The sequence below is a fragment of the Rhodonellum psychrophilum GCM71 = DSM 17998 genome, assembly GCF_000381545.1.
Classification (GTDB): Bacteria; Bacteroidota; Bacteroidia; order Cytophagales; family Cyclobacteriaceae; genus Rhodonellum; species Rhodonellum psychrophilum.
In genome coordinates, this window is record NZ_KB906683.1 from 100547 (window position 1) to 115120 (window position 14574).

Below are 14574 nucleotides of genomic sequence, written 5' to 3' on the forward strand. Positions count from 1 at the left end.
AAAGCCCGGACTGGCCGGGCTTTCTGGAAATTCGAGATTTTGTCTGATTTATAGGTACATCAACTCGTAATATTCTTTTGCCATCCGGTTGCTTTCAAAATCAAAACGCACGTCGCGCATGCCTTCTTGGACCATCGCTCTCCATTTTGACTTGTTTTCATAGTACGTTGGGATGATCTGGTTTTCAAGGATATCATACATGTGGTCCAAATCCTCCTGATCCTGATCTTGGATACCGAGATTTTTGTAGTCCACTTGTGGGATGATGAAACAATTCTCACCATGTTTGGCAAACTCACAAATCCACCCATCGTAGGTACTGAAGTTGACTGAACCATTCATTGAAGCAGACATTCCGCTGGTACCGGAAGCCTCGCGGGGTACTCGCGGATTGTTCAACCAGATGTCTGAGGCTTGCTTCAGTCGTTTGCTGAGCGTCAGTTCATAATCCACGCATACGGCGACATTTTTGTAGTTTTTACTCAAATGAACCAGGTGATTGAATACACCTACCGCACCGTAGTCCATTGGATAGGGTTTTCCAGCCCAAATGATCTGGATCGGCCGATCTGCATTCCGCATCAAGGCATCGAATCTTCTCATGTCCCGAGCAATCAGATCTGGTCTTTTGTAGGCCGCAAACCTCCTTGCCCAAACAATTGTCAATACGTCTGGATCAAATAGCTTTCCGGTTTGATCTGCCACAATCTCAAAAGCCCGCTTTTTCAGATAGCGCTTGCGATCGTCAAATCCGAGTGGGTCTGCTGCTTCCGCAAATTGGAAAAGCTGCTTGTCCGCCCAATAATTCCAGTTTTGCGCATTGGTGATCGATTGGATTTTGGGGATGTTGTGATAGTGTCCCCACATGATCCGGCTGACCTCTCCATGAAGCTTGCTCACGCCATTGGCTTTTCTTGCAAACCGCAAAGCAGCCAAACTGTGGTTGAATTGATCGCCTCCTATGCCGGTCAGCGATTGTACCTCATCTATGGAATGTCCATAGAAGTAGCTCATTTTATCACAAAGTGTGAAGTCATGCTTCTCATTCCCTGCTTCTTCAGGAGTGTGGGTAGTGAACACGAGCCGTTTCTGTACTTCTTCTTTGCTCCCAAATTTCTTCATCAGGTAGAAAACACTGCTCAATCCATGGGCTTCATTGAGGTGATAGACCTCTGGGTTAAAGTTCAACTCATCAATCAGTTTGGCACCTCCTATTCCTAGGATCATCATCTGGGCGATTTTGGCAGCGGTATCCGCATCATACAAGCGGTGCGTGATGGTCTGGCTGAGATAGTCATTTTCAGGAAGATCCGTACTCAAAAGGAAGAGTGGCGCACTATTGAAAGTCGTTGGAGGAAGATACCATGCTTTTACCCACACAGGCTGATTGTGCACAGGTACGGTAAACTTGATTCCGGTATCCACCAAAAAGCTGTACGTTTTTTCATACCACTCGGCTTTCAGGGTTTGGTCCTGATTACGGCCTTGATCATAATAGCCATACTTCCAAAGAATCCCGATGCCAATTAAGTTTTGCTTGAGTTCATAGGCACTTCGCAGATGGGAACCGGAAAGGAAGCCCAAGCCTCCACTGTAGATTTTGAGAGGTTGATGGATCGCAAATTCCATCGAGAAATATGCCACTGATTTTGAATATTCAGCCGCAGGTTCATAAGGAACTTTGTAGTTTCTAAAGTCGGTCATGGTTACAAGTTTTGAGAGCGAAAAGGTAGAACAAATGCTCAAAAAAGTCCCCATTATTTAATAAAAAGGATGATGATCCTTTAATTTTTTCCATCCCTATGAAAAAGTCCCAAAGGACAAGCCCTGGAAGCAGCCGGAGGCACGCTCACCAAAGCCAATAGTCGCTCAAATGAAATGAATTAGGAGAAGAGGAGTGCCTCAAAATAAATTAAATCCAGAATATGCCATTGGACAAACTGGATTTTTCACCAAATAGATTAGTTTTATAGACCATGTTTCCCCTATCTTGTAGAAAGAATACCTCAATGGGGTGCTTTGTAGTGTGTTGAGGGAAGGAAAATGATGGAAGCAAAATGAAAAAAAGTTCAACGCATGGTCAAGCAAATTTCATTTTGCTCATGTATCACAAAAACAAAATAAAGAAAACTTTCCCTACGCTCACACGAATAAAAATATCTTATGAAAGATAAATATTTTTAACAATAAGTTAATAGATTTGCGGAAAACACAATTTTTTTGGATAAAGTGGAAATAAATAGAATTAAAGTCACACTCGCAAAAGCCAAAGGAAAAAAACAAATGATTAGCCGAGAAACTAGAGAACCACGATTCTACTATATCAAACTAGTGTACTAATGCTAGAAAACCAACTTTAGAAAATCTACTAAATATTGCTAATGCATTAGATATTGACATTATAGAATTATTATACTTAACAAAAGAAAGTACTTAAATGAAAAAACCTAAAACATATATAGACATATTTTCAGGATGTGGAGGGCTTTCTCTTGGTTTACATAATGCAGGATGGAAAGGTGTTTTTGCAATTGAAAAAAGCGAAGATGCTTTTAAAACTCTTGAACATAATTTAATCAAAAAGAAAAAGCATTTTAATTGGCCTAATTGGTTAGAACAAAAACATCACGATATAAATGAAATCCTAGAGAATAATTCGAATGACCTAATTAAACTGAGAGGAAAAATCGATTTAGTAGCAGGTGGACCACCTTGTCAAGGATTTTCGATGGCTGGAAGAAGGATAGAAAATGATTCCAGAAATGATTTAATTAATTCCTACATAAAATTTATTCACTATGTTAAACCAAAATTGATATTCTTTGAAAATGTTAAAGGTTTTACTCTTGGTTTCAAAAACAATGACAAAAAAGGTAAAGAATACTCCACATATGTAGTTGAACAACTACAAAAACTGGGGTATTCCGTAAAAGGTGAATTAATAGATTTTTCTAAATTTGGAATTCCTCAAAAACGAACAAGATTTATTTTAGTTGGAATTCAAAACGATTTTATTGCAGAAAATCCATTTATAAATGAAAAAAGCTTTTTTAATGGAATTCAAAACAACAAAGAAGCTTTTTTAATAAGCAAAAATCTTACCCTAAATCCTACTTTAGAAAATGCAATTTCTGACTTACTGCAATCTAATGGAGTAATTGAATCTGAAACACCTAAATTTAAAGAAGGAGTTTATGGCAAGCCCTTATCAAATTATCAAAAATTTGTCCGAAAATATAAAAGAAAAAATGGAAGAGTTGATAGTCATAGATTTGCAAAACATACAGATATTATAAAAGCTAGGTTTAAAATTGCATTGGATGAAAACTTAACAAGTTCTGCTTATAGAGAGAGATTTCAACTAAAAAAAAGCAGTACAAAAATTCTCAATGCAAAAAAACCAACACCAACTATTACGACATTACCTGATGATTATATTCACTACTGTGAACCTAGAATTATGACTGTTCGCGAATATGCCAGAATACAATCATTTCCAGACACATATGAATTCAAAGGAAAATACACTACGGGAGGAAAAAGAAGAACACAGGAAGTACCCAGATATTCACAAATTGGAAATGCAATACCTCCTTTATTTGGAGAACAAGCAGGTTTAGTTTTAAAACAACTAATTAATGGGTGATATACAGAAACTACATTTTAAAACTAACGTTCAATTAAAAAGCATTATTGGTAAAGATTTAATCAATGACGACAATATTGCTATTCTAGAATTAGTAAAGAATTCATTTGATGCAGATGCTAAAAATGTTACTGTAACTTATCTAAATCTTAAAGATAATGACGATAAAATTAATAAAACATTTTCTGATAAAACATCCAGATTAATCATTCAAGACAATGGACTTGGAATGGACTTAGATGGAATTCAAGATAGGTGGTTAAATATTGCTTATTCTGAAAAAAAAGCAAATAAAACCCAACATAAAAGGAGAATGGCGGGTGCCAAAGGTGTAGGACGGTTTTCCTGTGACAGGCTTGGTGAATATCTAAATTTATATGCTAAGACAAAGAAAGATTCTGAATATGTAAAATTGAAAATTGATTGGAAATTATTTGAGATTGAAGATGAAAAAAAAGAAATTCAATCCATTCCCTTACAATCTCAATCATTAACAAAGACTGAATTAGCTAAATGTGGAATTGAACCATTTGAACAAGGTGTATTATTAGAAGTAATAAAATTACGTAGTTCCTGGGCTTATCCTATAAAAGACAAAAATGGGATAATAACCAAATGGGATACCGAAAAATTCGTTGATTTAAAAAAATATCTCGAAAAACTAATCAATCCAAATCAAGCTTTTGAAAGTGATGATTTTGGAATATTCATAGATGCCCCAGAATTTACTAATGAGAATAATAATCGAGAGGCTCACGAAAAGTTTATAGGAAAGGTTCAAAATAGAATTTTTGATAAATTAGATTTTAAATCAACAAGCATTGAAACGAAAACTATCGAAAATGGGGAAGTTATTTATACTGAATTAAAAGATAAAGGAGAAACTGTATTTTGGATAAAAGAAAAAAACCCTTATTACCCATTCGTTAAAAATGTAAAAACCTCACTTTATTACCTAAACCCATATGCTAAAGCTTTTTTTACAAAACAAACAGGAATTCAATCTGTAAACTATGGATCAGTATTTCTATTTATAAATGGCTTTCGAATATCTCCATATGGAGAAGTTGGAAATGACTGGTTAGGTTTAGACCAAAGAAAAGCACAAGGGACTAGACGATATCTTGGATTAAGAGACATCATTGGTCAAATAGAGATCCTTGATGAACAAAATGACTTTCAGATTGTATCAAGTCGTGAAGGAATCGTTAGAAACGATAACTTTAAAAATCTAACAAATTCTGAAAGAAATGACAGTTATTTTTATAAATCTTTAAGAAGACTAGAAAGATATGTCGTTGAAGGGCTTAACTGGGACAGTTCTATATATGACAGTCAAGATAAAGAAGATGCCAAAATTCTTAAAGAGATAGAATCCAAAATTGTATCTGGTGATATTTTCGAGGATGATTTAGAATTTAGGGAAGATTATAAGACAAAACAAAGACGTATTTATAGTGCCATACATTCTATAATCTCTGCTAAAACAAATGACGTAATTGAACTCTATATAAATGAAAAACTTATTACTCAAAAAATTGAGGAGGAGAAAGAAAAATCTGAAAGAGAATTCCAACAATTAATTGAAGACTTTGATAATAAGAAGATTGACTCTGAAACATTGAGTAGAATTTTACAAAGGAAAGCAGAACAGAATGCTGATTTAGAAAAACAAATAAATGAGTTTGAAAAATATAACACTAATGACGTTACTTCAAAAGCGATATTAGAATTACAGAATTATAAAAAAACAGTAGAAGAACAAACAGTATTAATACTGCAACTACAATTTCAACTTGACAACTTAAAAGGAGAAAAAGCAAAAGCAGAAAAAACAGCAAATACTTATAAAGAAAAGGCAGAAAAAGCAGAGACAAATTTCAATATTGAAAAAGAAAAAAATCTATACTTACTTGCAACCAGAAGAACATTAAGTCCTGATGCAGATGGTTTAATTCATACTATAAAAATAAATAATATCGAAGTTAGAGATGGGCTTGATAATATAATAGATGATTTAACTGAAGACGATTTTGAGGTTGAAGACTTAATTAAAAAATTGGGTTTTTTAAAACTTAATGCTGAAAGGTCTCTAAAAATGGCAGAATTTGCAACTAGAGCAGACCTTAAAGAAGATATTGAAAAGAAAAATGTTGATATAGTTGCATATATAAAAGAATATATATCTCTATACGGTGAAACATTCTCCGATAAAATTTCATTTAAATTTCAAACCAACAACTCTTATCTAAATAAGAAAATTAGCGTATTAAATTTATCTATTATTCTTGACAATTTAATCAGTAATGCTGTAAAATGGAATGCTAAAAATATTCTTATGGATTTCGAAAATATTAACGAAAAACAATTGGCCTTGGTCATTTCAGATGACGGAAATGGGCTTACAAACAAATTCCTGGATGATCCAAATAGAATTTTTGAGCTTTCAGTTCGTGAAGTACCTCCATCTGGTATGAGTGGATCTGGAATTGGTCTTTTTTACACAAAAATTTTATTGAATGATATGAATTGTAATATATCCTTTTTGGGAAACAATTTAAAATTAAAAGGTGCCTCTTTCAAAATCATTTTCAATACAATATGAGTGTAACTAGATTATTATATATAGATGACAATAGAATAGATTCGCAAATCGAAAATCTAAGAAAAAAATTAAAACGTTCTGGATTTGACCTTGATGAAACCTTTCTAAATTTAAATGACGAAAATTTTAAAAAAAGAAATGAGAATCAAAAAGTTATATTAGATCTAAAAAAAATTAAAGAATACATTATAGAAAACTACTCTCAAGAAAATTTTGATATCGTTGCTTCTGACTATGATTATTCAGATGAAAACGTAGATGGTTATCAACTTCTTTCGTGGATAAAAAACCAAAGTAAATCTCAAAAATACAGATTGCGTTTTGCGCAATTTTGCCTATACTCTGCTGAACAAGATAAAATTGTAGAAAAATTAAATTCTCCTGATCAAATAAAAAAACTGGTCAAACTAAAAATTGATGATTTTATTGATCGGAATAATTTAGCTGAGGACCTTTTTTCACTTTTTATTAAGCCTAAAGAAAAATACAGTTATTCTAAACACTTAATTGATTATTTAGAAAAATATCCAGACTTAACTTTCAATAGTGTTTATCCAAAATTTAAAGGCAAATCATTGTCTGAAATTGCTCACGAGATAGATAAAGATTTGCCTAATGGAATTGATTTTCAGAAAAATTTAGTTGAACTAACTATAGCTCATTTAGTTGACTTAAATAAATTCGAGTATTGATGACAACAGTTATTATTTCAATTGACCCCTCAACAATTTTTTTATTTGATATTGTTAAAAAATTAAAATCTAATTCTATCGAGTTTGAATTGATTGAAGTTCATCCTAACAATAAATCATATAAGGATTGTCTTGTCAAAATTGCAGAACTACCCGACAATACAACGATATTATTTTTAGGACACGGTCAGGACAACCAAATCTATGGTGGTGAATTACTCAATGATTTTCCAAAACAACCTTTAGTAAATATAAATGAAATGGGGATTTTCAAAAACCAGAATTTATTTTTGCTCGCATGTGATTCTGCCAGTTTAATAAAGAGCTCATTTCGAATTGCTAAAACTAATAAGGCTATTGGATTTGGTCCTTTACCAACAGAAATTGAGGAGGTTCAACGTGATAAAAAACTTGTAAATGAAGGAATAACATTGAATACTATTGAACTCTTTAAACAAGCAATAAATGAGACTATAATAATTAGTTTATTAGCATACTTTAAAGATGACTCTAAAGATTTTATCTTTTTAAAAGATTATCTAAACTTACATTTGAATAAAAGAATTAATAAAGCGATTCTTGAAGAAAATAATAGAAATTTAGCTGATTTATTATTCAATATGAAAAATGATATGGTTATATATTAGCCAATGCAAGTTCAAGCTCATTTAAATTTTGCTCGTAACTCACAAATTTATAAGGGCTTTCATGCCAACGCTAACAAGTTTTCGGAAAGAAAATACGGCCCATAGTAGAGTAAGTAAAGCGAAATTTCACCCCTTTACCTCTCCCAGAACCGTATCCCGAATCTCGGGACAGGCTGTGAACCTCTCGATTCATACGGCGCTTATGATGCTTCGATTTTAGTCCGTTGGACTCACTTGTATCCCAATCCCCAATGAAAGAACAGGTTTGGAAATGAAACTGGACTTATTAAATTTGATTGGACAATAATAAAGTGATGATTTTAAACAAAACTGATAGAATGAAAAAAACAGTCCTTATTACTGCAATTTTATTTCTTCAATTTATGAATTCGGCAAATTCCCAAACGATCGAATCATTGGTACAGGAACTACCTCCTTATTTTTCAGTTCTTACCACCTGGGGAGTAAGGCCGGAATGGGACGAAAAATCAGAAAATATTTATTTTTTAAATAAACTGGTAGGGGATGTTTTTAAGATCAATATCGCAACCCGTGAGGTATCTCATGTCACCGCTGGATTTTATCATGGTGGCATTCACCGTGTGTTGTGCTTGTCCAATGGCGATCTACTTCTGGCAATGGGTTCAGCTATTTTTGATGCTGCCAACCCCGAAAAAGACAGACATGCTGGACTGGGATTATACGTCCTTACCAAGGACAAGCCCAATAGCCCTTACCCCCTGAATGTTTACTGCGACGAAGGTCCTGCCGTCTCAAAAAACAGCATGAAAATCGCATGGACTATCGAAGGACAAAGGGAAATTAAAGCAGGGGAGATTAATTATGAAAAGGGTGTTCCTTACTTAAAAGATGTGGAAACGATTATATCCTATGCGGACTCATCAGAATATGTTAGACTGGAAACACAGGATTTTAGGCCACCATTAAACGAGGAACTGATTTATACCCATTATTGGGGTGACGAAAAAGACCAGTATTACAATTCTCAGGTTTTCGGATTTAACTTAAACACGAAGAAGACAACGAAATATACTGATTTACCGAAAAGCTACAATGAAGCGGAAGGCATTTTCCATGATGGAAATTACATGGTCATTGAAAGTGACCGTCATCAACCCATGGAAGAAAGAAACAAATACAAACTCGACATCTATAAACTAAAACTGGATGGCAGCGGGGAAGTCGAACGTTTGGCTGATTTTTCGACTCGGTATTTGAACTTGATCAAGTCAGACAATCCGGTGGTGAATAATAAAGGCAATAGGATTGCCCATCAGTTTGGATTCCAGAAGGGTGCAGGAGATGGCAGAGGTATTTTTCTGTTTGATTTGGACCTTTATGAAAAACATAAAAAGAAAACAAAATTTAAAAAGCCCTAAGGAAGAAGCCAAATGAAAAGGCCGATAACAGCCGTTTTGCAAAAGCGGGGCTGTTATCGGCCTTTTAAAAAAGTGAAGTACTAAAAGCGGTCTGCATCCAATGAAGTTTAGTCCACTACATCCACGCCAAATCGCAAATCTGCCAACCTTTATGCACAAGATAAACAGATGAAGGAAAATATCCATCTCGGGGGTTGGGAAGTTAATTTTAACGACAATGAGGAATTAGAACATTTTATCCTTCAACATCGGTTGAGTAAGAAAGATTTTGATGTTTTCACTAAAATCCAAAGTGGATTAGAGATGATTACAGAAAATGGAAGAATCATAGAAGTATTGAATCAACCAGGAAATGAAAGGGTTTCTGGGCCTTTGGAATTTAAAATCCCTAAATCAGAAGCGAACAAACTTTTTTGGCTGAAGCATTCAACCGATGGGAATCATCTACTAGGAGGCTTTCCTCCTAAAAATTTGAAAATATTATGTGATGCAACCTTCAAGCCTTTTTTTATTGGATCTATTGATTGTACTGATGATGAATTTAATTGGCTAGGGATGAATAGGTTCCCTATTTTTTATCCGCTGGATTTTTATTCGGAATCGGTTTACATAGACTACGCCCTTGAAGACAGGCCAGAAATTGTTAAAGAAGGAATTAAAGTTGAATTTGAGCCTAAAATATTTTTAAGTCAATTGAAATATGAAGTATCTGAAAATGTAAAGATTGAAGAACTTGAAAATGAACTAAACCCAATCCATCAGTGTGGAGTACCACTGTGGTACCAATATCCAGAGTTGCCAAGATGTCCAAAAACCGGAGATTTGATGAAGTTTGTTTGCTCCATTTCATCGGACAGGAATATTCAAATATTGAAAAAGGGAATTTGGGGCCTCAAGAAAACTGATGAATTTTTAAAATTTGGGGATATGGGAACGCTATATGTTTTCTTTAATCCAAAATCAAGAATCGCTTTCAAAACAATACAATTCTGAGATGCACACACATCCCCTTGGATACACAGCAGGCAGAACCGAGTAAGTTTGAAGAGCAGCGCTCCAAGTTGGATTACATGATGCATGCCCAATTCCACTCCATCCTGAAATTGATTGATAAGCAATCCGTTTTTTACTGTTTTCGACTTCTCCGTTTGGTGATTCACCTTCCGAGTCATCCTGCCCTCCCCCTTAACATTTAATTTAGACCCAGAAAACCATTGGTTCCCCCTAAATCTGCCCAAGCATCAGGTAAAAAAAGAAATAAAAAGTCTGGCATCATCCACTCCTGATCATCCTTGGTTTGATTTAATTAACTTTATAGCCAATTTGAAATACCCCTTCTGAAACCTTTCCATGAGCCTAACCCATTATTTAAAAAACACTGTCCCCTTTCCCGCTGAGGAATTGGCGGATATCATTTCGCATTTTGAAAGAGAATCTGTTCAAAAAAACAAGCCGCTGGTAAGGGAAGGACAGGTTTGTGCCAAGCTTTACTTCATTGAGAAAGGTGTTGGAAGAAGTTATTCTCTCAAAGAAGCCGGGAAAGAGGTTACCCAGTGGTTTTTTGTGGAAGGACAATTTATGTCCAGCATTGAAAGTTTTTTTCAGCAGAACCCGAGTTTGTATTATTTGGAGATGTTGGAAAATGCCGTCCTATACAGTATCACCCGGGAAAAACTCGACCTATTGTTTGCCCGCTACCACAATATGGAAAAACTGGGGCGACTTCTTTCTACCGAAATGCTCACTCGGGTAGCAAATAAATTAAATGCCATCCAGTTCCAAACCGCCCGGGAAAGGCATGATTATATGCTTGCCGAATTTCCCAATATCGCAAACCGTGTAGCCCTTGGCCACATTGCCTCCTATCTGGGGATGACCCAGGAAACCCTTAGCCGCATCCGAAGGGCAAATCCTTAAAAATAATTACCGATTTGAATTATTTGACATAGGTCAAAAGAAACCGCTTCCATAGTAGGGAAATTTGCACTGTTCTAAAAAATAGTTGCAATGAAAATAAATTCTCTCAAAATAAGCATCCTGTGTTTTTTGTATGCAGTCCTGGCACCCCTCCCTTCCCTGGCCCAGGAATTGGATCCTGCACTGGAAATCCTTATTCAAAAGGGGCTGGAGAAAAGCCGCAGCATCAATATCAACCAGTTGAATGCCCAACAGGCACAGGTAGACCAAAATCTGGCAAAAGCCGTCTTTCTCCCAAAAATCACGCTCAACGGAAGCTACACCCGCCTGAATGATAACATCACTTTTGACGATGACACTCAAAATCTTCTGATAGCGACTCAAAAGCTTCTTATCAAAGAAGCGGCAGGTATCCCTTTTAACGCCTCCTTTCCCGCAAATATCCCCCTTCAGGAAGTGAATCACCTTCAGAATAAAAACATCCTCAAATCCTCCGTGGATGTTGACTGGGTTTTATTCAGCGGGTTTGAGGCGACCAATGCCATCAAAGCTGCAAGACATAAGGAGGCATCATTAAATTATGCGGGCATGGCTGAAAAAGACCGCATAGTTGTCAATATCATTGAAACCTATGACAAACTGGCTCTGGTAAATGCTTCAGAACAGGTTCTGGCGGCATCTGAAGATTATCTGCGCGACCAGGAATACTTCGTAAAAAAAGCCATCGAGAACGGGTTGGGAACCCCTATCCACCGCAAAAGAATAGAACTTGCCCAGCAGCAGCTGGCTGCCAGACAACTGGAATTCAGCCATAATAAAACCTTGCTTATAGAGGTTTTGCAGCAGCTTACCGGAGAAGAAAAAGAAATTTTACAGGCACTTGCTCCAAATCTTACCGCTTTGCCCTCCAATGAAATGGCTACTGAAAAGCGAAATGAGATTAAGGCTTTGGAGGAAGCGGAGCGAGCCACTGCTTATAAGGCAAAAATGGACAGAAATCATACCGTCCCAAAAGTAGCCCTAAAGGGTCATTACGAATTCCGGGAAAATGACCTGTCACTTTTTGACCCGCGGTGGTATGCCGGTGTAGGCATTAAATGGACACTTTTTGACGGAGGCCAGTCCCGGCTAAAAAGCCAAAAATCTAAACTGGAAGGCGAAAAATACCGGGAACAAATCCAGGAAGCCGAAGAACTTATAGCGCTGAGCATTGTAAAGGCAGAACTCTCTTACGAAGCTTCCCTTCAAAATTCGCGCATTGCACAAAAAGAGATCGAACTGGCCGAAGCCACCTTTGAATTGGTAAACAAGCAACATAAAAATGATTTGGCTTCCATCACCGAAGTACTGGATGCACTGAAAGACCTGGAAAGGGCAAATTTTCAGTTGCAGGAATCTTACTTCGGCCAGCGAAGAGCTGTCACAACCCTGCTGCATGCAAAAGGATTACTCAATTATTAAAACCACTATCGGAAAAAAATGAGAACAATAAAGATTGGAATTAGCCTTTTAAGCCTGTTGGTACTGGCTTCCTGTAGCAATGAACAGGCGATTACTCCTTACAGGGGAAAAGTAAAATTTGAAACCATTTCTGTGAGCAGTAAACTGCCCGGGCGCATCCATACGCTATATGTAGCTGAGGGAGATGAAGTACAAAAAGGGGACACTTTGGCGCTTCTGGACATTCCCGAAATCCAGGCAAAAATGATCCAGGCAGATGGAGCGATGAAAGCCGCCAAGGGGCAACTCGACATGGCCAATGTCGGTGCAACTGCAGAACAGCTCATACAAATAGAAGGAAAGCTGGATGCGGCAAAAGCGGAATTGCAATTTGCCGGAGAATCCTATTCACGGCTGGAGAATATGTACCGGGATTCCCTGGTGACCCGCCAGCAACTGGATGAGGTCAATATGAAACTTCAAATGGCCCGTGCCCAGGTGGCTGCCCTGGAAGCAGGACGCAAGGAGGCCGGCAAAAGTGTGAGAACCGAACAATTGGACCAGGCAAAGGGACAATTGGACCGCGCGCGGGGTGCCAGGGAAGAAGTGCTTGTGGCCTCGGGTGAAATGTACCTTATCGCCCCTGCCAATATGACCATCGAAACCATCAGCCTTAAAGAAGGGGAATTGCTTGGTCCCGGATATGCGCTGTTCAATGGATACAAAAAGGACAGTCTCTATTTCAGGTTTACGGTAAATGAATCCAGAATCTATGGCTTCAAGGAAGGAAGTGAATTGGTGATGCTTAATCCCTATACCAAAGAGGAATACACCGGCAGGCTTGTGACCATAAAACAATTGCCGCAATATGCCGACATCACGAGTACAGCACCGCTTTATGATTTGTCAGAATCGGTATATGAACTCAAGGTGATCCCAACTTCCAATATCTCCGGAAGCACTTTCTATACCAACGCCACCATATTATTAAAAGAGTAACCCGATGAAAGAATTTTTGAATTTACTCAAAACAGAATTTGCACGGATCTTTTCCAACAGTGTACTCTGCGCCATCTTTTTTGGGGCTCCGGTCCTGTATGGGGTGCTGTTTGGCTTTGTTTACCAGCAGGCCAAGGTGGTGAATTTACCCATTGTGATCATAGACCAGGACAACAGTCCCTTGACAGACAGGATCATTGATGCTTTTGAAGACAGTGAAGGGCTGCTTGTGAAAGACCGCCGGTATAATCCAGGAAATATCATGGAAGAAATGCCCGTAGAACAGTATGCCGCTGTGGTGACCTTCCCTACTGGTTTTGAGGCCGATATACTGCAAAAAAGACATCCTGAAGTGAGGGTAGACCTCAACATGGCCAATATTTTGAATGCCAACACTGCCAGCAAAAACATCCAACAGGTATTGATGACCCTCAATGCAGGGATAGAGATTGAAGGCCTTAAGAAACAGGGTTTACCGCCAGCTGTAGCCATGGCCTCGTACGAGAGTTTTAAGGTCAATTTCAATAAACTTTACAATTCGACCGGAAACTACCTTGATTTTATGTTGCCAGGTTTGTTGGGCGCCATCATGCAGCAAGTGATTTTTCTGGCGATGGCGCTCGTATTTGCCCGGGATTTTGAAGACGGGTATTTTGGGGAACTGGTCAAAAAAGGAAAATCTTCGGTTTATCTAATCGCTTTAAAGACGACTCCCTTTGTATTGTTCTTGCCTGTGATGTGGTTGATAATGAGCCGGCTATTTGTGTTTTTTAATGTACAGGCCAATATTTTCAACTTACCCATGCTGGTTTTGGTCAGCCTCTTAAGTCTCGCTTCCATAGGCGTGGGCATGTTGTTCTCGATCGCCATTCCCAATCAGTTAAAGGCAACAGAACTTTTAATGGTGATGTCTACTCCTGCATTTGTCCTTAGCGGGTTTACCTGGCCAAGCCTTGCCATCCCATCATTTATCAATGGGATCGCCCAAACAATACCAGTAACGCATTTTCTTTCCGCCTTCAGAAAGGTGGCCTATTATGGAGGAAGTTTTGCCGATATTCTTCCGGAAATAAAAATGCTGTTGGTCATCATCGCAATAACCTTCACTGTAATGGCACTGATACTGCAAATTAAAATCAACAGAACCAGAAGACGGTCACTGGCTTGATGGGTGTCACCGCGATCTGTTGTGTCCACCACACTGAAGGATCCACGATTTCACAATGGA

Annotated in this window: 11 protein-coding genes; 10 read left to right on the top strand and 1 reads right to left on the bottom strand. The window is 37.5% G+C overall.

Annotated features, from left to right (window positions below; genetic code table 11):
• Positions 1-48 precede the first annotated feature (48 nt).
• Positions 49-1704: an alpha-glucan family phosphorylase gene (glgP, locus tag F824_RS0116170; protein WP_026333758.1), complete on the bottom strand. Its 1656-nt coding sequence runs from the start codon at positions 1702-1704 to the stop codon at positions 49-51.
• A 733-nt stretch (positions 1705-2437) separates the two neighbouring features.
• Here glgP and F824_RS0116175 point away from each other — a divergent pair.
• The 10 genes from F824_RS0116175 (at position 2438) to F824_RS0116220 (ending at position 14514) form a co-directional block, all read left to right on the top strand.
• Complete coding sequence (locus F824_RS0116175; protein WP_019598969.1) at positions 2438-3646, top strand: DNA cytosine methyltransferase; 1209 nt, start codon at positions 2438-2440, stop codon at positions 3644-3646.
• Positions 3639-6251: a sensor histidine kinase gene (locus F824_RS0116180; protein WP_019598970.1), complete on the top strand. Its 2613-nt coding sequence runs from the start codon at positions 3639-3641 to the stop codon at positions 6249-6251. The genes F824_RS0116175 and F824_RS0116180 overlap by 8 nt, the downstream gene beginning before the upstream one ends.
• Positions 6248-6943, top strand: a complete 696-nt coding sequence (locus F824_RS0116185; protein WP_019598971.1) for a hypothetical protein — start codon at positions 6248-6250, stop codon at positions 6941-6943. Before F824_RS0116180 ends, F824_RS0116185 begins: the two co-directional genes overlap by 4 nt.
• The gene (locus F824_RS0116190; protein ID WP_019598972.1) at positions 6943-7590 is read left to right on the top strand and encodes a hypothetical protein; all 648 of its coding nucleotides are present in this window, start codon (positions 6943-6945) and stop codon (positions 7588-7590) included. Before F824_RS0116185 ends, F824_RS0116190 begins: the two co-directional genes overlap by 1 nt.
• Positions 7591-7928: 338 nt before the next feature.
• Complete coding sequence (locus tag F824_RS0116195; protein ID WP_033405391.1) at positions 7929-8990, top strand: hypothetical protein; 1062 nt, start codon at positions 7929-7931, stop codon at positions 8988-8990.
• A 168-nt stretch (positions 8991-9158) separates the two neighbouring features.
• A complete protein-coding gene (locus F824_RS0116200) occupies positions 9159-9983 on the top strand; it encodes a hypothetical protein (RefSeq protein ID WP_019598974.1) in 825 nt (274 codons plus the stop codon).
• Positions 9984-10340: 357 nt separating this feature from the next.
• A complete protein-coding gene (locus F824_RS0116205; protein ID WP_019598975.1) occupies positions 10341-10907 on the top strand; it encodes a Crp/Fnr family transcriptional regulator in 567 nt (188 codons plus the stop codon).
• Between the two features lie 90 nt (positions 10908-10997).
• Complete coding sequence (locus tag F824_RS0116210) at positions 10998-12368, top strand: TolC family protein (RefSeq protein ID WP_019598976.1); 1371 nt, start codon at positions 10998-11000, stop codon at positions 12366-12368.
• 18 nt (positions 12369-12386) lie between these two features.
• A complete protein-coding gene (locus F824_RS0116215; protein ID WP_019598977.1) occupies positions 12387-13346 on the top strand; it encodes an HlyD family secretion protein in 960 nt (319 codons plus the stop codon).
• 4 nt (positions 13347-13350) lie between these two features.
• Positions 13351-14514 carry an ABC transporter permease gene (locus F824_RS0116220; protein WP_019598978.1) on the top strand — a complete coding sequence of 388 codons (1164 nt, stop codon included), beginning with the start codon at positions 13351-13353 and terminating at the stop codon, positions 14512-14514.
• The last annotated feature ends 60 nt before the right edge of the window (positions 14515-14574 follow it).